Source organism: Lentzea aerocolonigenes, assembly GCF_000974445.1.
Lineage (GTDB): Bacteria > Actinomycetota > Actinomycetes > Mycobacteriales > Pseudonocardiaceae > Lentzea > Lentzea aerocolonigenes.
In genome coordinates this window covers 116271-135702 of sequence record NZ_BBOJ01000003.1, presented here as the reverse complement: position 1 = coordinate 135702, position 19432 = coordinate 116271, and the positions used below count along the sequence as shown (strand labels likewise).

At 69.6% G+C, this 19432-nt stretch carries 15 protein-coding genes; 10 read left to right on the top strand and 5 right to left on the bottom strand.

Going from position 1 to position 19432, the window contains the following annotated elements; all coding sequences use genetic code 11:
- The first annotated feature begins 66 nt into the window (after positions 1-66).
- Genes AOM45_RS06720 through AOM45_RS06700 form a run of 5 tightly spaced genes read left to right on the top strand, consistent with a single transcriptional unit; the run spans position 67 to position 5816 of the window.
- Positions 67-1302 carry an extracellular solute-binding protein gene (locus AOM45_RS06720; protein ID WP_030469819.1) on the top strand — a complete coding sequence of 412 codons (1236 nt, stop codon included), beginning with the start codon at positions 67-69 and terminating at the stop codon, positions 1300-1302.
- Positions 1299-2246 (top strand): carbohydrate ABC transporter permease, encoded by a 948-nt coding sequence (locus tag AOM45_RS06715; RefSeq protein WP_081902349.1) that lies wholly within the window; start codon positions 1299-1301, stop codon positions 2244-2246. Before AOM45_RS06720 ends, AOM45_RS06715 begins: the two co-directional genes overlap by 4 nt.
- Entirely contained in the window at positions 2243-3064 is an 822-nt protein-coding gene (locus tag AOM45_RS06710) for a carbohydrate ABC transporter permease (RefSeq protein WP_030469817.1), read from the top strand. Before AOM45_RS06715 ends, AOM45_RS06710 begins: the two co-directional genes overlap by 4 nt.
- Complete coding sequence (locus AOM45_RS06705) at positions 3061-4464, top strand: beta-N-acetylhexosaminidase (RefSeq protein ID WP_030469816.1); 1404 nt, start codon at positions 3061-3063, stop codon at positions 4462-4464. Before AOM45_RS06710 ends, AOM45_RS06705 begins: the two co-directional genes overlap by 4 nt.
- Positions 4449-5816, top strand: a complete 1368-nt coding sequence (locus AOM45_RS06700) for a cellulose binding domain-containing protein (protein WP_030469815.1) — start codon at positions 4449-4451, stop codon at positions 5814-5816. Before AOM45_RS06705 ends, AOM45_RS06700 begins: the two co-directional genes overlap by 16 nt.
- 1 nt (position 5817) lies before the next feature.
- On the opposite strand, the gene AOM45_RS06695 is transcribed toward AOM45_RS06700, so the two are convergent.
- Genes AOM45_RS06695 through AOM45_RS06685 form a run of 3 tightly spaced genes read right to left on the bottom strand, consistent with a single transcriptional unit; the run spans position 5818 to position 9499 of the window.
- On the bottom strand, positions 5818-7950 hold the full coding sequence (locus AOM45_RS06695; protein WP_030469814.1) for a xanthine dehydrogenase family protein molybdopterin-binding subunit: 2133 nt from the start codon (positions 7948-7950) through the stop codon (positions 5818-5820).
- Positions 7947-8924, bottom strand: a complete 978-nt coding sequence (locus tag AOM45_RS06690) for an FAD binding domain-containing protein (RefSeq protein ID WP_030469813.1) — start codon at positions 8922-8924, stop codon at positions 7947-7949. Before AOM45_RS06690 ends, AOM45_RS06695 begins: the two co-directional genes overlap by 4 nt.
- Positions 8924-9499 (bottom strand): (2Fe-2S)-binding protein, encoded by a 576-nt coding sequence (locus AOM45_RS06685; RefSeq protein ID WP_035911555.1) that lies wholly within the window; start codon positions 9497-9499, stop codon positions 8924-8926. Before AOM45_RS06685 ends, AOM45_RS06690 begins: the two co-directional genes overlap by 1 nt.
- Positions 9500-9703: 204 nt before the next feature.
- Between AOM45_RS06685 and AOM45_RS06680 the strand changes: the two genes are divergently transcribed.
- The 4 genes from AOM45_RS06680 (at position 9704) to AOM45_RS06665 (ending at position 14350) form a co-directional block, all read left to right on the top strand.
- On the top strand, positions 9704-11311 hold the full coding sequence (locus tag AOM45_RS06680) for a helix-turn-helix transcriptional regulator (RefSeq protein WP_201779909.1): 1608 nt from the start codon (positions 9704-9706) through the stop codon (positions 11309-11311).
- A gap of 120 nt (positions 11312-11431) precedes the next feature.
- Entirely contained in the window at positions 11432-11728 is a 297-nt protein-coding gene (locus AOM45_RS06675; RefSeq protein ID WP_030469810.1) for a DUF3303 domain-containing protein, read from the top strand.
- A gap of 115 nt (positions 11729-11843) precedes the next feature.
- Positions 11844-12779, top strand: coding sequence for a TIR domain-containing protein (locus tag AOM45_RS06670; protein WP_035911552.1), 936 nt, complete (start codon positions 11844-11846; stop codon positions 12777-12779).
- Positions 12779-14350, top strand: a complete 1572-nt coding sequence (locus AOM45_RS06665) for an SPFH domain-containing protein (protein ID WP_051784035.1) — start codon at positions 12779-12781, stop codon at positions 14348-14350. Before AOM45_RS06670 ends, AOM45_RS06665 begins: the two co-directional genes overlap by 1 nt.
- Here AOM45_RS06665 and AOM45_RS06660 read toward each other — a convergent pair whose 3' ends face one another.
- The gene (locus AOM45_RS06660; RefSeq protein WP_051784034.1) at positions 14351-14752 is read right to left on the bottom strand and encodes a hypothetical protein; all 402 of its coding nucleotides are present in this window, start codon (positions 14750-14752) and stop codon (positions 14351-14353) included.
- A gap of 158 nt (positions 14753-14910) precedes the next feature.
- Between AOM45_RS06660 and AOM45_RS06655 the strand changes: the two genes are divergently transcribed.
- Positions 14911-16044 carry a phage tail sheath family protein gene (locus AOM45_RS06655; protein ID WP_162185697.1) on the top strand — a complete coding sequence of 378 codons (1134 nt, stop codon included), beginning with the start codon at positions 14911-14913 and terminating at the stop codon, positions 16042-16044.
- Here the strand turns inward: AOM45_RS06655 and AOM45_RS06650 are convergent.
- Positions 16032-19346: an nSTAND1 domain-containing NTPase gene (locus AOM45_RS06650; protein ID WP_030469805.1), complete on the bottom strand. Its 3315-nt coding sequence runs from the start codon at positions 19344-19346 to the stop codon at positions 16032-16034. The two genes, AOM45_RS06655 and AOM45_RS06650, sit on opposite strands and share 13 nt — an antisense overlap.
- Between the last annotated feature and the right edge of the window lie 86 nt (positions 19347-19432).

Sequence of the window (19432 nt, the reverse complement as noted above, 5' to 3'; positions counted from 1 at the left end):
GTGCCACTTTCTACCTCACTCCACCGGACCTGACCAATTGGTCACATCCCCAGCGAGAGGTGAGTCGTGTCGCGCTCCGCTGCCCTGCTCGTCCTGGCGCTCACGTTGTCCGCCTGCGGCACGTCCGCGGGAGGGGGTGAGAAGCAGGAGATCACCGTGTGGCTCATGAAGGACACGGCCACCGACGAGTTCGTGTCGAGGTTCGAGAGCGAGTTCGAACGCGACCACGCGAACCTCGACCTGAAGATCCAGATCCAGGAGTGGAACGGCATCACGCAGAAGGTGACCAGTGCGCTGGCCAGCACCGACCCGCCGGACGTGATCGAGGTCGGCAACACCCAGGTCGCCCAGTACGTGGCGAGCAAGGGCGTCACGGACCTGTCCGGCAAGAAGGACGAACTCCAGGGCGGCGACTGGATTCCGGGCCTGTCCGAACCGGGTGCGGTGGACGGCAAGCAGTTCGGGATCCCGTTCTACGCCGCCAACCGGGTCGTGATCTACCGCAAGGACCTGTTCGAGGCCGCCGGGGTCACGCCGCCGAAGACCCGCGACGAGTGGATCGCGGCCACGACCAAGCTCGACCAGGGCGACCAGCAGGGCATCTACCTGCCGGGACAGAACTGGTACACGCTCTCCGGCTTCGTCTGGGACGAGGGCGGTGACCTCGCAGAGCAGGACGGCGGGAGGTGGAAGGGTGTGCTGAACACGCCGGAAGCGTTGGCCGGCATGGACTTCTACAAGAAACTCCAGGCTCTCGGCGACGGGCCGAAGGACTCCGACGAGGCCAAGCCGCAGCAGACCGACGTCGTCGCGGGCGGCAAGGTCGCGCAGTTCATCGCGGTGCCGGGTGCGGCGAAGCTCGTCACGAAGGCCAACCCCGAACTGGACGGCAAGATCGGCTTCTTCCCCATCCCCGGCAAGACCGCGGACAAGCCGGGTGCGGTGTTCACCGGCGGTTCCGACCTGATCATCCCGCTCGCGTCGTCCCGCCAAGAAGGCGCCTACCAGGCCGTCAAGGCGCTCGCCGGCGAGAAGTGGCAGGTCGAACTCGCCAAGGCGATGAACTACGTGCCGAACCGCAAGTCGCTCGCCAAGGACGTCGGCGGCGATCCCGGTACCGCGGCGATGGCCGTCGGCGCGGCCAACGGGCACGCCACGCCGAACTCGCCGAACTGGGCGGCGGTCGAGGCGCGCAACCCGATCAAGGAGTTCCAGACGGCGGTGCTGACCGGCACGGACCCGAAGACGGCGGCCGCGAAGGCCGACGAGGTCATCACCCAAGCGCTCAACTCCGGAAAATGACGCTCGTGGCCGAACGGCCGGTGCGGGCGACCGCGCCGGCCGCCCCGAAGCGCCGCAAGCGGGCCAACGTCCTGCCGTACCTGCTGATCGCGCCGACTCTCGTCGCCACCGCGTACCTGCTGCTGTACCCGCTCGTCCGCAACGTGGTCATCTCGTTGCAGGAGTTCGGGTTGCCGCAGCTGGTGCGCGGGGACGCGAGGTTCGTCGGGCTCGCCAACTACGTCCAAGTGCTGCACGACCCCGAGTTCTGGGCCGTGGTCCGCAGGACGTTGTGGTTCACCGCGATCAACGTCGTGCTGATCATGGTGCTGTCCACATCGGTCGCCCTGCTGCTCGTGAGGCTCGGGAAGTGGTTGCGGCTGCTGGTGATGGGCGGGCTCGTGCTCACCTGGGCGACACCGATCATCGCCGCCACCACGGTGTTCCAGTGGCTCTTCCAGTCCCGGCTCGGCGTCGTGAACTGGGCGCTCACCTCGCTCGGCTTCGAGGAGTACCGGAACTACACGTGGTTCGCCGACGGCGAGGCGACGTTCGGGATCCTCGTGACGCTGATCGTGTGGCAGTCGGTCCCGTTCGCCGCGCTGTCGCTGTACGCGGCGATGATCACGGTGCCGCAGGAGCTGTACGAGGCCGCGCGCATCGACGGCGCGGGCGCGTGGCGGGTGTTCTCCACCATCACGTTTCCCGTGCTCAAAGCCATGTTCGGGCTGATCACGTGCCTGGAGGTGATCTGGGTCGTCAAGGCGTTCGTGCAGATCTGGGTGATCAGCCAGGGCGGTCCCGGACAGGCCACGACGACGTTGCCGGTCTACGCGTTCCAGGTCGCGCAGTCGTTGCAGCGCTACGACCTCGGCGCGGCGGTCTCGATGCTCATGGTGGTGCTGCTCGTGCTCGCGCTGCTGGCCTACTTCCGCCAGCTCTACCGGCAGGAGCGCGAAGCGTGATCGGACGGATCTCCCGCACGGCGGCGGCGCTCCTCGTCTTCGTCGTCTCGGTCTTTCCCGTGTACTGGATGGTCCTCACGGCTTTCAAGCCGACGAAGGACATCCAGAGCGCGACGCCGACGTTCCTCCCGGCGTCCGTGACGTTCGACCACTTCGGCACCGCGATCGCGGCGAAGGGCTTCTTCTCGTTCTGGCGCAACAGTCTCCTGGTCGCCGGAGGAGCGGTTCTGCTCGCACTGGTCGTCGCCCTGCTCGCCGCGTTCGCCATCGCGCGCCTGCGGTGGAAGGGGCGCCGGGCGTTCGTGCTCATGGTGTTCGTCGCGCAGATGACACCGTGGGAGGCCCTGCTGATCCCGATCTACGTGATCGCCAGGGACACCGGCATGCTCGACACGCTCTGGATGCTCACGCTGGTCTACTTCATGATCACGCTGCCGTTCACGATCGTGACGCTGCGCGGGTTCCTCGCCGCGATCCCTGTCGACCTGGAGGAGGCCGCGCAGGTCGACGGCTGCTCGCGCGGGCAGGCGTTCCGGCGGGTGGTGTTCCCGCTGCTCGCGCCGGGCCTGCTCGCGACCTCGCTGTTCGGCTTCATCACCGCGTGGAACGAGTTCGCCTTCGCCAACGTGCTGATCATCAAGGACCAGGACGACCGCACGCTGCCGGTGTGGCTGTCGTCGTTCAACAACACCTTCGGCACCGACTGGGGCGCCACGATGGCCGCCTCGACGCTGTTCATGCTCCCGGTGCTGCTGATCTTCGTCGTGCTTCAGGGCAGGGTCACGACCGGCATCGTGGGAGGGGCGGTGAAGGGGTGATCGTTCCGCTCCCGACCAGGGTCGTGCGGCGCAGCAGGGGTTTCACGCTGGACCGCGGCACGGGCGTGCGGGTCACGCCCGGCGCCGAACACGCGGCCAGGCTGCTCCGCTCACTGCTGCGGCCCGCCACCGGTCTGCCGTTGCCGATCACCGACCACGGCCAGGTCGTGATCGCGCTGGACGCCAAGCTCGTCGGGCTGGGCGCGGAAGGCTACGCGCTCACCGTCAACGAACACGGCGTCCTGCTGCGCGCCGGAACCACCGCCGGTCTCGCGCACGGCATCCAGACGATCCGGCAACTGCTGCCCGCGGAGGTCTTCCGGCCGAACCGGGTGTCCGAAGTGGACTGGACGTTGCCCGGCGTCGACATCCGCGACGTGCCCAGGCTGCCGTGGCGCGGGTTCATGCTCGACGTCGCACGGCACTTCCAGCCGGTGCACGTCGTCAGGCGGTTCATCGACCTGATGGCCGTGCACAAGCTCAACGTCCTGCACCTGCACCTGACCGACGACCAGGGCTGGCGCATGCCGGTCCCGAGCCGCCCGTTGCTCACGTCGATCGGCGGCTGGCGCACCGAGACCAACGGCGACGGCGTCCCGCACGGCGGCACCTACACCCGCGGCGAGCTGGAAGGACTCGTCGCGCACGCCGCCGAACGTGGCATCCGGATCATGCCGGAGATCGAGATGCCCGGCCACGCCCGTGCCGCGCTCGCCGCGTACCCGGACCTCGGCGCGGCCGGAGAACCGCTGCCCGTCTGGACCCGTTGGGGCATCAGCGACTCGTCGTTCGGCCTGCACGCCGTCGGGTTCGTCCGCGAGGTGCTGTCCGAGGTGCTGGAGGTGTTCCCCGGCTCGCACGTCCACCTCGGCGGCGACGAGTGCCTGCTGCCAACGGACGTGCACGGCGAGTTCCTCCGCCAGGCCGGCGGCTACCTGCTGGACCACGGCCGCGTCCCGGCGGCGTGGGAACCGACGGGTGATCCACGCGCGCTCGTGATGCCGTGGAAGGACGAGACACAGGCAGCAAAAGCGCTGGCACGTGGCCAGGACGTGGTGATGGCGCCACACACCTCCACCTACCTCGACTACCCGCGGTCCGACGGCCCGCACGAACCGCCCGGCCAGCCCGGACACGTCGTGACCAGCCGCGACGTCTACCACGTGCCGCTGCCCGACGGCGTGCTCGGCGCCCAGTGCCAGCTGTGGACCGAACACGTCCGCACGAGAGAACACCTGGAATACCTGGCTTTTCCTCGCCTCGCCGCGCTGGCCGACACCCTCTGGTCACAGCGCCCCGAGTGGGAGGGCTTCACCACCCGGATGCGTCACCACGCATCGAGGCTCGCCGCACTGTCCGTCCCTGCCGAAGTGAGGAGAGAACCTTGCGACCACTCATAGCCGCTTTCTGCGCGGCACTGACCGCGATCGCCCTGGCCGTCGCACCGAACGCGTTCGCCGCCGACGCCGTCACCGCCCAGTACCGGACCAGCGCCTCCGGTGCCACCACCGACCAGGTCGAACCGTGGCTCAAACTGGTCAACTCCGGCACCACGAGCCTGCCGCTGGCGGAGGTGAAGATCCGCTACTACTTCCGCAGCGAGACACCGGACGTCGGCTACCGGTTCGCCTGCTCGTGGGCGGTCCGCGGCTGCGCCAACGTCACCGGCCAGTTCGGCACCCTGACCGGCGGCACCGCCGATCGCTACCTGGAGGTCGGATTCACCGGCGGCGCGGGCACTCTGGCCCCCGGCGCCGACACCGGCGACCTGCAAGTGCGGTTCTACCGCGCGAACTGGGGCCCGATCACCCAGTCCGACGACTACTCGTTCCGCGGTGAGAGCACGTACTCGGCGTGGTCCAAGGTCACGGTCCACCGGGGCGGCACGGTGCTGTGGGGCACTCCGCCCGGCGGCAGCCCGCCCACCACCACGACCACGACCTCGACACCGCCGAACCCCAACGGCCCGGCCATGTTCGACGACTTCAGCTACACCAGCTCCAGCGACTCGCGCATCGGCCAGCGCGGCTGGACCGTCCGCTCGGGCGCCGGCGGCCCCGGCGTGCCCGGCGCCGAGTGGGACCCGTCGCGCGTGACGTTCCCGACCGTCGACGGCCAGAAGGTCCTGCGCCTCGACTCGTGGAACAACGGCTCCGCGGCCCGCCAGACAGAGATGTTCCACCAGCGCAAGTTCTTCGAGGGCACCTACGCGGCCAGGGTGAAGTTCAGCGACGCGCCGGTCTTCGGCCCGGACGGCGACCACGTCGTGCAGACCTTCTTCACCATCACGCCGCTCAACGCCCCGATGGACCCCGACTACGGCGAGATCGACTTCGAGTACCTGCCCAACGGCGGCTGGGGCGAACCGGCCAACGTCATGTACGAGACCACCTGGGAGACCTACCAGAACGAGCCTTGGGTCGCCGACAACGTCCACAACGAACAGCGCGTGAGCTACGCCGGTTGGCACGACCTGGTGTTCCAGGTCGGCGGCGGCAGGGTGAAGTACTACATCGACGGCGTGCTGGTCGCCGATCACGGCGACAAGTACTACCCGGAGACGCCGATGTCGATCAACTTCAACCTGTGGTTCATCTCCGGCGGGTTGCAGGGCAGCAGCGCCGAGCGGGCCTACCAGCAGGAGGTCGACTACGTGTACTTCGCCAAGGGGCAGGTGCTGAGCCCTGCCCAGGTGAAGACGGCGGTGCAGAACTACCGCAGCTCCGGCGTGGAGCACGTCGACAACGTGTGAATCACAGCAGTTTGTCCAGTGTGATCGGCAGATCGCGAACCCGGACACCCGTCGCGTGGTGGACGGCGTTCGCGATCGCGCCGGCCACCCCGACGATGCCGAGCTCGCCGATGCCCTTCGCGCCGAGGCCGCTGATCACCGGGTCCGAGTGGTCGAGGAACCGCACGTCGATGCGGGGGATGTCGGCGTGCACCGGCACCAGGTACGAGGCGAGGTTGGCGTTGGTGAACCGGGCGCTGACGTCGACCTCGGTGGCCTCCAGCAACGCCTGGCCGATGCCCATGACCACCGCGCCCTGGATCTGGCTGCGGGCGGCCTTGGCGTTGACGATCGTGCCCGCGTCGCACACCGACAGCCAGCGCGTCACCCGCGGTTCGCCCGTCAGGCGGTGCACGCGGACCTCGCAGAAGTGCGCGCCGAACGAGCGGAAGCCGTGTTCCGGGTCCACCAGCCGGGGTGAGGTGCCGACCGCTTCGACGCCGCCCACGTCGCACGTCGTGAGCAGGGTGCCGAAGCTCATCGTCAGCCCGCCGGAGGACACGCTTCCGTCGCGGTACGAGACTTCCTTGCCGTAGAAGGGCGAACGGGGGTTCGTCGTGGCGAGGGTGATCAGTTCGGTCTGCACGGCTTTCGCGGCGACCTGGACGGCGGGGCCGTTGGTGCACGTCGAGTTCGAACCACCGGCGTTCGCGGCGGCGGGGGACGTGGAGTCGCCGAGGTCCGGGCGCACGCGGGTGACCGGGATGCCGAGCTCGTCGGCGGCCAGGATCGCGAACACCGTGTACTGACCGGTGCCGAGGTCCGCCGCGGTGCCGGACACCGACGCCGTGCCGTCCGGGTGCAGCCTGACCTTGATCGACGCTTGACCCCGGGAGGCGCCGTAGGTCGCGGTGGCCATGCCGGTGCCGACGAGCCAGTCGCCGTCGGCGGTCGCCCGGACCTGCTTCGGCCGCTTCGACCAGCCGAACTCCTCCGCGCCGAGCCGGTAGCACTCGTCGAGGTGCTTGCCGGACCACGGTTTCCCGGTGTTCGGCACGAGGGTCGCGTAGTTGCGCAGCCGCAGCTCCACGGGGTCGACGCCGAGTTGCGCGGCGAGCTCGTCCATCGCGCTCTCCAGGGCGAACGACCCGTTCGCCTCGCCCGGCGCGCGCATCACGGTCGCCGCGCCGAGGTTCAGCGGCACGACCGTCTTGGTGACGCGGAGGTTCGGGCTCGCGTAGGTGGTGAGCGTCCAGTTCGCGACGGACTCGGACCAGTTCCCGCCCAGTCCGCGGCTGGTCACGCCGTCGTTGACGATCGAGGTGAGCTTGCCGTCCTCGGTGCACGTCATCGCGAGCGTCTGCTTCGTCCTCGGCCGGTGGCCCGCCATCGCGAACACCTGCTCGCGGGTGAGCACCGCCTTGACCGGCCTGCCCAGCGCCCTCGACGCCGCGCACGCCAGCGGGACCTGGGCCCAGTTGCCCCACTTGCCGCCGAACCCGCCGCCCACGTGCGGGCTGAGCACGTGGATCTTCGCCGCGTCCACGCCGAGGGTCTCGGACAGTCTGCGCTGCACCAGAAGCGCGCCTTGGGACACCGTGTAGACGGTGAGGTGGTCGCCGTTCCAGGTCGCCACGGTCGCGTGCGGTTCCATTGCGCAGTGGTGCTGGAACGGCGTTGTGTAGCTCGCGGTGAAGGTGATGTCGCCGACGGTCTGGGTGCCGACGACTTCCTCGACCTCCTCGAACGCCTGGAGCGTCCGGCCGGGGAACTCGGTGACCGGTGGTTGCTGGTCGTAGGTCGCGGTGACCAGACCGGCGGCGTCACGGGCCTGTTCCCAGGTCTCCGCGACGACGAACCCGATCGCCTGACCGAAGAACCGGATCTCCGTGTCCTGCAACGGAGGGAAGCGTTCGTCGTTCTGCTCCTGCACGTACGCGAAGAGCTTCAACGGGTTGAACGGCGTGTACACGGCGAGCACGCCGGGTGAGGCGAGCGCCGCGGCCGTGTCCATACCGGTGAGCCGTCCCCGGCCGATGGTGCTGGTGACGAGGTAGCCGCAGGTGACGCCGGGGATCTTCGTGTCGGCGGCGTAGGGTGCCGCGCCGGTGACCTTGATGCGGCCGTCGACGCGGTCGACCGGGCGTCCGATCATCGCGCACCTGCCGCGTCGAGCAGCGCGCGGACGATCGTGCGCTTCAGCAGGGCGGTCTTGAACGCGTTGTGCGCCAACGGTCGTGCTCCGTCCACAGCGGACTCCGCAGCCTCGGCGAAGGTTCGCTCGATCGCCACCCCGCCCTTGAGTGCCTCCTCGACGGCGCGCAGCCGCCACGGTTTCGCCGCCACCCCGCCCGCGGCGAGACGGACGTCCTGCACCACGCCGCGTTTGACGTCGACGGCCGCCGCCACCGACGTGAGGGCGAACTCGTAGGACTGCCGGTCACGGATCTTGAGGTACGTCGAATGCCGCGCCCACGGCAGCACCGGCACGACGACCTCGGCGATCAGCTCGCCCGGCCCGAGCACGTTCTCCCGGTCGGGGGTGCTGCCGGGGAGCCGGTAGAACTCCTCGAGCGGCGCCACCCGGTCGCCGTCCTTGCTCCTGAGGACGACCTGGGCGTCCAGCGCGACGAACGCGACGGCGACGTCGCTGGCGTGCGTGGCGACGCAGGAGTCGCTGGTGCCGAGGACGGCGTGGTTGCGGTTGACGCCCGTGAGCGCCGGGCACCCGCTGCCGGGCCGGCGCTTGTTGCAGGCCGACGTGACGTCGCGGAAGTAGTCGCACCGGGTGCGCTGCATCAGGTTCCCGCCGATGCTCGCCATGTTCCGCACCTGGCCGGAGGCGCTGAGCAGCAACGCCTTCGAGATCACCGGGTGGACCGACCTGACGACGGGGTGGGCGGCGACGTCGCTCATCCGCTCCAGCGCGCCGATCCGCAGCGCGCCGTCGTGCAGCCGGATTCCCTTGAGCGGCAGGGCGTTGACGTCGATGACCCGGTCCGGCGTCAGGACGTCGAGCTTCATCAGGTCGACCAGGGTGGTGCCGCCGGCGAGGAACGCAGAGCCCGGCCCGGCGAGGTCGAGCGCACCCCGGACGGTCGAGGCCGCGGCGTAGTCGAACGCGTGCATCAGCGGTCACCAGCCTTGGCCTGCTTGATCGCTTCGAGGATGTTCGGGTAGGCGCCGCACCGGCAGATGTTGCCGGACATGGCCTCGCGGATCTGGTCGTCGGTGCGCACCTCGCGTTCCTCGACGACCTTCACGGCGGACATGATCTGACCGGACGTGCAGAAGCCGCACTGGAAGCCGTCGTGGTCGATGAACGCGCGTTGCACGGGGTGCAGGTCGTCGCCGTCCGCGATGCCCTCGATGGTGGTGACCTCCTTGCCCTGCAAAGTTGCCGTGAGCGTCAGGCACGACAGCACGCGTCTGTCGTCGACGTGGACGGTGCACGCGCCGCACTGCCCGCGGTCGCAGCCCTTCTTCGTGCCGACGAGTCCGAGCTGTTCCCGCAGGGCGTCCAGGAGGGTCACCCGCGGATCGAGCCGGAGCTTCTGACGTTCGCCGTTGACCTCGAACACCACGTCGACGAGGCCCGCCGGTGCGGGTTCGGCGGCGAGTGCCTCCACCGCCGGTGCGGACAGTGCGACTCCGGCCGAGACCGCCGCCGCCTGGCCGAAGAACTGCCGCCTGCTGGTTGTCATGTGACCCCCTGTGCTCGGGGCCACACAAGCAGTATCGACCCGATGGGTCAAGGCTCCAACGTGTCGAATCCGGCTGGTAACCGCATTCCCGGTACGAAGACCTCCGATGTATCGCGGGGATTTGTCCGGTTGACGAGGCCATGTCGTTTCACCCGGCTGAAAGAGCTGACCTGTGCCACGATGGCGCGGCGGTCGGAGGTGGTCGTGGAAACTGACCTCGAACACGGGCGCCGGTGTTTCGCCGAGGCGAACTGGCGGGAGGCTCACGCCGCGTTGGCCGGGACGGCCCGGGAGGCGGCGGACCTGGAGCTGTTCGCACAGACCGCGTACATGCTCGGCCGGGACGACGAGTACGTCAGCGCCCTGGAACGGGCGCATCGGGCCCATCTGGGGGCGGGTGCGCCGACGCGGGCGGTGCGGTGCGCGTTCTGGATCGGGCACAGCTGGTTGTTCCGCGGGCAGATCGCGCCGGCGCAGGGCTGGTTCGCCCGTGCGCGGCGGCTGTTCGAGCGGGAAGGGCGTGACGTCGCCGAGCGCGGTTACGTGCTGCTGACGGACATGCTCGGCAACCTCATCAACGGCGAGATCGAGGCGGCGGGCGCGCTGGCCGCCCAGGTCGTGGAGGTCGGCGAACGCTTCGGCGACGAGGACCTGGTCGCGCTGGGCATGATGGAGCAGGGGCACTCGCTGGTGAGGCTCGGGCGTCTGCCGGACGGCCTGCGGTTGATCGACGAGACGATGGTCGCCGTCACCTCGGGCGAGCTCTCGCCGATCGTCGCCGGGATCGTGTACTGCAACACGATCTCCTTCTGCCGCGAGGTCTACCAGCTGCGCCGGGTCAAGGAGTGGACCTCCGCACTCACGCGGTGGTGTGCGCGTCAGCCGGACATGGTGGCGCACAAGGGTGTTTGCCTGGTGCACCGCGCGGAGGTCATGACGCTGGGCGGGGCGTGGGACGACGCGCTGGTGGAACTCGGTCACGTGAGCGAGGAGCTCACCAGAGGCGCGCTGAACCAGCTGGCGCGCGGGGACGCCGCGTACCGCGAGGGTGAGGTCCGCCGCCTGCGCGGAGAGTTCGCTCTGGCCGAGAACGCCTACCGCAGGGCCAGTTCCCTGGGCAGGCAACCACAACCAGGTCACGCGCTGCTGCGTCTGGCACAGGGCAGGACCGACACGGCGGTCGCGATGATCCGCAGGATCGTGGCGGAGACGTCCCGCGGGCTGCCCCGCGCCGCGCTGCTGCCGGCCTACGTCGAGATCGTGCTGGTGGCAGGCGACCTCGACGCGGCCGCCGGTGCGTGCCGTGAGCTCGCCGAGATCGCCCGGCAGCAGGAGAACGAGGCGATCGACGCGATGTCCTGGCAGGCCCGGGGTGCGCTGGCGTTGGCAGCGGGCGATCCCGAGGCGGCGCTGACCGCGTCACGACGTGCTTGGCAGGCGTGGCAACGGATCGAGGCGCCGTACGACGCCGCCCGCAGCCGTGTGCTGATCGCCAGGGCGTGCGCGCTGCTGGGCGATCACGAGTCGTCCGGCCTGGAGTTGCAGGCGGCGCTGGAGACGTTCACGGCACTCGGCGCACGGCCGGACGTGGAGTCTCTCCCGCAGGAAACCGGGGCGCGGCACGGCCTGAGCGACCGCGAGATCGAGGTGCTCCGGCTCGTCGCCACCGGCCGCAGCAACCGCGAGATCGCGGCGGTCCTGTTCCTCAGCGAGCACACGGTGGCCCGGCACCTGCAGAACATCTTCGGCAAGCTCGGTGTGTCCTCGCGGACCGCGGCGGGCGCGTTCGCCCACGAACACCACCTCGCCTGAGACGTGTGGTCAATGCTGGTGATGGGAGTTCCCGCCCGAGTTGGTGAATCCGAGCGAGGCGGGGCGTGGCCCGTCCTGCCTAGCGTCGTGCCCATCAGCTCGAACGAGGAGGCACACGCCATGTACATCGTCGTCCACCACCACATCAAGAACCCCGAGGCGGCTTTCGAGCGCGGGCAGCGGCTCATCTCGGGAGACGGGGCGCCGGAGGGCGTGAAGGTGCTCCAGTTCTACCCGAGCGAGGACCTGACCGAGGTCACCTGCCTGTGGGAGGCGGATTCGCTGACACCGGTCCAGGGCTGGGTCGACACGGTTCTCGGTGACGCGAGCGAGAACCACTGCTACCCGGTGGCGACCGAGCAGGCGTTCGCCGAACGTCCCCTGGGCCTGGCGGCCGCGCCGGTGCTCACCGCGTGACGCGCGACGGCCAGTTCGCGGAGCCTGCTCCGAGAGGGTGAAGCGAACTGGCCAATTGATGGACAATCAGCGGACTCCGCTGTCCCATCTGGCCGAACCGCGGATAGCTTGCGGCATGTCGTTTGGACCACCCGGTTTCTTCCTCTCGTACACGCAGGCGGACGCGGCGTACGTGAAGCGGCTCGCCGAGCACCTGGAGGCAGCGGACCTCCCGGTGTGGCTCGACGCCAAGCTCGGCTGGGGCACCAGGGTGCCGGGAGAGATCCGCGACCGGCTGGCCGCCGCGCCCGCCATCATCGTGATCATGTCGCCCGCCTCCGAGCAGTCGGAGTGGGTCGAACGGGAGATCCTCGAAGGCCAGCGCTACGGCCGGCCGTTCCTGCCGATCCTGCTGCGCGGATACCGGCACTTCCTGTTGGCCGCCACGAACTTCTTCGACGCGCGGGACGGCGGGCTGCCGGGCGAGCAGGAGATCCGCAGGCTGCGGGACCTGCTGGACGGCCACGCCGCGCCGCCGCCGACCCAGCGGCCGAGTCCCGTGGTGCCGGTGGCGGTCGTGCCCTCGGAGACCTCGTTGCGCAAGCTGCGCAACGCGTTGGAAGAAGGCCAGTTCGTGCACGCGGACATCCTGACGACGTCGTTGTTGCTCGACGCCGTGCAGCGACTGGACAAGGGCTGGCTGCGCCGGACCGACAGCGCGCGGCTGCCGACCGGCCTGCTCGCCGACATCGACACCGTCTGGTCGAAGTTCTCCCAGGGACAGCAGGGATTCGGCGTTCAGCTGGCGCGGCACCCCGGACCACCGCCCGGAGCGCCGCCCGGCCGGCACCGCGACTTCCTCGGGCTGGCCCTGTCGGTGGGCTGGAAAGGCCTGCGCGGCGAGGTTTCCCCCGTCTACGAGGAACTCGTCGCCACCGACTTCTTTCCGCCGGGCTTCTTCCCGACGATGCGCAACCCCCAGCTCGAACGGTTCGAGAGCTGGCACGACAAGTGGACGGACACCGTGATGGCCGTCCACACACGACTGCGGAACAGCGGGGTAAGAGGCTGATGGACTTCCTGATCGTCGTTCTGGTGATCGCCGCCATCGCGGGACTCGTGGTGGCGGCGACCGGCTACCAGTCGGTGCCGACCGGCAAGATCGGCCTGGTCTACAAGCGGTTCGGCAGCCTCAAGAACGAGAAGTACCCGGTGCGGGTGCACGGCGGCCAGGGCGTGCAGGTCCACACGCTCCAGGCCGATCGCCGGTACCTGCTGCCACCGCTGCTGTACCGCGTGAAGGCCGTCGAACGCACTTACGTCCCGCCCGGCACCATCGGCCTCGTCATCGCGAAAGTCGGCGCGGTTCCGTCGGTCGAAGAGACGCTGTGCCGTCACGTCGAGTGCGACTACTTCCAGGACGGCAGGAAGTTCCTGTTGCGCGGCGGGCAGATGGGCAAGCAGCCGATGGTGCTGCCCGGCGGTGCCTACTACGACATCAACCCGGCGCTGTTCGAGGTCATCACGGTCGACACGCTGGGAGACGAGGAGAAGTACGAGGTCACCCGGTCCGACCTGACGGAGATCAGCGTCCCGGAAGGTGCCACCGGGGTCGTCATCGCCAGGCACGGCGAAGCACCCGACGAGGACGAGAACACCAACGCCGTCGGCCCGGTCGTGGAGGGGCATTTCAGCTTCCAGAAGCCGTGGGAGTTCCTCGCCAACGGTGGTCGCCGCGGCGCTCAGGCTGAAACGTTGTCACACGGCGGTGTGTACCGCATCAACCCGTGGTTCGCGCGCGTCGCGATCATCCCCACCCGTGAGCTGACGCTGGAGTGGCAGCGCAAGGAGGGCGAGTACACCGACCGGTTCGACGCCGCGCTGGGCCAGATCGTCGTCAACGTCGAGGGCGAGCGCATCAGGTTCACGATGTCCCAGATCATCCGCATCCCGGCGAAGGCGGCTCCGCGACTGGTGCGCCGGTTCGGCGAGGACACCGACATGACGGGGCTGGGTGACGTGCAGAGCCCCACTCCCGTGCAGCGGTTCGTCGCACGCGTGCTCGGCCGCACCGTGGAGGGTTACTTCCACAGCTGCGCCTCGGAGTACGAGGTGCTCCGGTTCCTCGAGAGCCACAACGAGGTGCGGATGGAGCTGGAGTCCAGGGTCGCGGAGGCGCTCGGCGAGTGGGGCGTGCAGGCGGGCCGCACGACGCTGAGCGACTTCGAGCCCGAGAACCCGGAGCTCGACCAGCGGCGGCGCAGGAAGGCGGAGGAGCGCGACCGGCAGGAGGAGTTGGGCTACCAGCGCAGGAACGCCGAGCTCGAGGAGGAGATCAGGCGCATCCGCCTCGCGACCGACGAGATCGAGGTCGCCGTCCCGGTGGCCGAGATCAAGAAGCGGGCCGAAGTCCTCGGAGCCGAGTTCGTCGGGATGAAGGAGGTGATGGGCGAGCTCGCCAAGATGCAGAGCCCGAACACCTACATCGGCGACGTCGGCGCGGCCGGCAGCATCGTCCCCACGGTCATCGGCCAGGAGATGCTCAGGGACACGCTCAAGAGTCTCAACGCCGAGCAGATCGAGGGGCTCGACCGCCGCAAGAACGGCCAGATCGAGTCCGGGGACAGGCCGGAGGAGGAATGATCAGGTGGCCGTCACGGCCTTGCAGCTCACCTGCTGACCGGGCGCGGCGGTGGCCTTGGCGAGCTCCTTGATCCCGTCGAGCAGGATCCGGCACGTCAGCACCTGATCACCTTTGGGCGTCGCGGAAACCTCGGCCTTCTCGCCGTAGTTGATCACGGCCTCGTACGTCCACGGCAGCGGCTTCGAGACCGTGACCGTCCGCGGCGCTTCCTTGCGGTACCGGTCAGGCGACTCGGTGTACGTCACGTCGACGGCCGTCTCGGCGGGCTGGGCCTGGACCTCGTAGGTGATCGCCCAGGCCTTGCCGATCAGCGTGTTCCAGCCGCCGAACGAGTTGACCAGGACGACGGTCCCGCCACCGACGACCGCCACGACGCCGAGCACCACGAGCAATGTCTTCACGGCGCATACGCTATTCGGGTGAACGATGCGCTCGCATCATTCGGTGGGGTGACCGGCGTGTCATTCCCCGGGACGAGCGCTGGGCGGTCCGATGACCGAGGAACACGCGCACGCCCGAGATCATGACGCTTACGCCGTTGAGCTGTCACGATGTGCGCGTGCCCTTCTACCTGCGTCCCGGCGTCTACGTCGAGGAGACGGAGGCGGACTCCTTCAAGAGTCCGCGGCTGCGCCGTCCCTACGAGCCGTCGCGGCCGCTGAAGCCGGGCATTCCCGCCAAGTGGCTGGCCGAACACTCGGTCGCCGCGTTCATCGGCCGCGTGTCCAGAGGGGAGCACACCGAACCGGCGTTCGTGACGAGCTGGAACGCGTACGTCCGCCAGTTCTACGAAGAGAACAGGCACATGCCGCGTGCCGTGCAGGGCTTCTTCGAGAACGGCGGCACGGGGTGCTGGATCGTTCCGACCGATGACGTCCGCGAGGCCTCCTCGATGCTGGAGCGCATCGAGGACGTCTCCACCGTGTGCATGCCGGACCTGCCCGAGGACGACGAGCTCGCGCACGTGGCGCGGATGATCCTCATGGCGCACTGCGAGTTGATGGGTGACCGCATCGCGCTCTTCGACCCGCCGCAGGGGCTCAGCGCGGAGCAGGTCAGGGACTGGCGGACCAAGCGCGGCTACGACTCGAAGTTCGCGGCGCTCTACTTCCCGTGGCTGCGGGTCTTCGACCGCACCGGTCTGGTGTCCGTGCCGCCGTGCGGTCACGTCGCGGGTGCCTTCGCGCGGTCCGATCTGCTGCGCGGGCCGCACCGCCAGGCCGCGAACCTCGAACTACGGGGTGTCCTCGGGCTGGAGCTGGACCTCATGAAGATGGAGCAGGACATCCTCCATCCCTGGGGCATCAACTGCGTGGTCTCCATGGCGAGCGGCATCCGGGTGTGGGGTGCGCGCACGCTGACGAGCGAGCCGGAGTGGCGGCAGCTGAACCGTCGGCGGCTGATGAACTTCATCGGCCGCAACATCGTTTCGGGCACGAGCTGGGTGATCTTCGAGAACGCCCGCGACGAAGGGCTGCTCCAGCGGATCGAAGGTGCCCTGGACGAGTTCTTCGGACTGTTGTGGCGGGCGGGTGTGCTGGAGGGCGATACAGCGGCCGAGGCCTACTCCGTGCGCTGCGACGACGCCGCGAACCCTGCCGAGAGCAGGGACGCGAACCAGATCGTCGCCGAGTGCGGCATCACCGTCGGGCAAGCGCAGTCGTTCTTCCGGGTGGTCTACTACCTCGGCTGAACCTCGATCCCGCGTTCGGCCAGCCCGAAGACGGCTGCCGGTGTGCCGATGCTGGACAGGGCGCGGACGGCCAGCTCCTGTACCTGCTGGTCGGGCAGGGAGACGAGCTCCAGCAGCCACGGCACGGCCTCGCCGCCGATCCAGCGCAGCGCCAGCTGCAGCGGGTAGTGCACGTCCGGGTCGTTCACCAGCGGAGCCAGCAACGGCAACATCTCCGCGCCGATCTTCCCGATGCTGCGCGCGGCCACGAGACGGACGGCGTTGTCGTCGTCCTCGAGCAGCTGCACCAAGGCGGCGTTCACCGCGGGAGAAGGCCAGGCCTGGAACGCGGCTGCCATCGCCCTGCGCGTGGGCACGTCCGCGTGCTGGAGCATCGACAGGGCGTGGCCGACTGAGTCCTCCATCAGCAAGGCGACCGCGGCCTCGTGCGCCGGTCCCTCGAGTTCGAGGATGTCGTGGAACGACCCCGGCCACGTTCCCAAGGCGTCCATCGCCCTGAGCCACACCCGTGGACGTTCGTCGTGCAACGCGGCCACCAGTGCACGGGTGCCCGCATCGCCGAGCCTGCTCAGAGCCCGTGCCGCGGCTACCCGCCCCTCGCTCGGCCGTGGCGACGTGAGGACGGCCTGCAACGGCGCCACCGCAGCATCACCGTGCCGCACCAACGCGTCGGCGGCGTCCGGCAGCTGACCGATCAACTCTTCGACCGGATCGGCGTGCCCCAACGTGTCCAGCGCGTCCCGCACCCGCCACGCCACGTCGGCGTCCAGGTCGTCCCGCGCCGCCAGCAACGCCGGGATCGCGCGCTCGTCCAGCGTGCCCAGCACCTCGGTGGCCGCCGCCCGCACGCTCGCGCTCTGGTCGCGCAGGGCGCTGATCAGCGGTTCGGGTGCGTCGGCGCAGATCGCCTGCAGGGCGCGGAGTGCGTCGGTGCGCACGCGGAAGTCGTTGTCGCGCATGGCGAGCAGCAACGGGCTCACCGCCGCCTCGCCGAACGCGCCGAGCGTGCCGATCGCCTGCCAGCGGATGTCGACGTCGGCGTCGCTCGCGGCGGCCGCGAGGATCGACTGGGCCTCGGCACCGCCGATGGCGCGCAGGCCGCCGTTCGCGAGGGAACGCACTCGGTCGTCGGGGTCGTGCAACGCGCGGCCGAGTGCGGGGACGACCTGGGGGTCCGTGGTCTGCCGCAACGCGCTCAGCGCGGCGAGCCGGACGTCGGCTGACGGGTGGTGTGCCGCGGCCTCGGTCAGGCCGGTGATCGACGCCGGGGCGAGCCTCGCGAGGGCTGCCGCCGCGGCTGTTCGCACCGCCGGTGTGCCGGTGAGCATGGCGTCGAGCAGTTCCGGCACCACGTACACACCGATGACGCAGAGGCGGTCGGCGATGTTCTGCCGCCGGTAGCCCTCCAGCGCGGGTGAGGTGAACTCCGCCAGCAGACGTTCGTGCTCCGGCCTGATGAACTGCTCCAGCTCCGGGTCGAGGGTGGGCTGGAGGCGGGCGATCATCTCGTACACCGGTTCGAGGCGTTCGTGTTGCCACAGGTAGGCGTCCGCACGGCCGGCCTCGACCCATTCCCGTGCGGCGGCGCGAACCCGGCGCAGCAGGACGAGGTCGTCCTGGGCCAGCTCGATCCACTGGCGCAGGCGGCCCCAGCTGCCGAACAACGCCTCGTGCGCCGCCGACACCACCGGTTCCTGGCCGGCGTCCGCGCTGCGCACCAGCAACCTGGCTTCGACGAAGACGTCGATGAGCCGCTCGGCGCACGGGTCCATGACCACAGTGGACAGTGGGGCGCGGCGCCTGGCGACGTGACCGTGTTCGTCGATGTCGACGAGCTCGCGGAACACGGCGTCGAAGGTGGCGCGGGTGGCGTCGTCGAGCTTGCGCTGGAACACGTCCTCGGCTCGGGTGCCGATCGCGCCCGCGACGCCGCCGAGCCGTTCGTACGCGCTGTGGGTGAGCGTGCCGGGGCAGACGCGGTGCAGCTCGTCGAGCGTGTACGCGAGCAGGGGGAGCGTGCCGGGTTGCTTGCCCGCGTCGTCCAGGATCCGGCCGGGCAGTCCCTCGTCGAACTCCAGGCCGGCGCGCTCGGCGGGTCTGGTGATCATGTCGACCAGGGTGTCGGTCGGGGTCGACAGCGGGAACTGGCCGGTCTCCAGCAGCTTCGCGAGCGCGGGGATCTCCAGGCACCGGTGGTAGAAGTCCGATCGGACGGTGGCCACGACGTGGGCGGGGCCGGGGTTGGAGAGCAGGGCCACGAACGGCTCGACGTGATCGGGTGCGACGGTGGTGAAGAGCTCCTCGAACTGGTCGACGAAGATCAGCGTCTCTCCGTCGAGGTGCGAGGCGAGATCACCCCGCTCCAGCTCGCGCGCCACCTCGCGCGGGATGCCGCCGAGCTTCGCGGCCAGCGCGAGGAACGGGTTGTCGCCCAGCTCGCCGGGCGTGAACCGCGGCCCGATCCACTGCTTCCCGTTGTGCTCGGGCACGGTCCACCCGCGCGCGGCCAGCCGGGGGATCAGCCCCGCGCCCACCAGCGAGGACTTCCCGGAACCGCTGGCGCCGACCACCGCCACGAACCGGCTGGCGTCGACCCGGCTGACCAGCTCGTCGGTCTCGCGGCCGCGTCCGAAGTAGATCGGCGCGTCCTTCGGCGTGAACGACCGCAGTCCGGGAAACGGCGACCCCTGCCACCGCGGACCCGTGTCCTTCCCGGCCGGTCCGACGACCAGCCGGTGCAGCACCTCGCGCAGGTCGGTGGTGAGCTCGTCGCGGAAGTGCTCGGGAGCCGTGTACTCCTTGTACCCGCGCAGGATCGCGCCGGTCGCGGGGTCCTTCAACCGCGCGAAGAAGTCCTGCACCAGGTCGTACTGACGCTCCTTGTCCGCGCGCTCCGGGTCGGAGAGTTTGATCGACACCTCGGTCGTGCGCCGGTAGAGCAGCACCTGGCCGCTGCCGCTCACGCCGTCCTCGAACTCCCACTCGGTGCCCGACGCGTACGGCTGACCGTCGGCCCGCTGGTAGTCGGGGAACGGCAGCGGAGTGCCCATCCGCGCCCAGAACAGCACCACGACCACGTCGCAGTCCCGCGGCCGTGGGAGGCCGCTGTCGATCGAGGCCTGCGGGGTGCGCGTGGCGAGGATCGGGGCGCCGGCGCCGGGCTTGTCCCACGCGACGACCTCGAGCGCCACCCGTCCGCGCAACGCCGGCTCGTACGGGAGCCGGTCGAGCACTTCCAGGGCGATCGCGCGTTCGTCAGCGACGTCCCCCGGGGAGGACAGGAACACACGGATCCGCTGCACCTGCCCAGGGTAGGCCGATCAACCGGGCAGGAGGCGGATTGCGGGTTCGAGGTGGGTGGTGGCGGCGTGGAGGTGTCCGGGTTGGA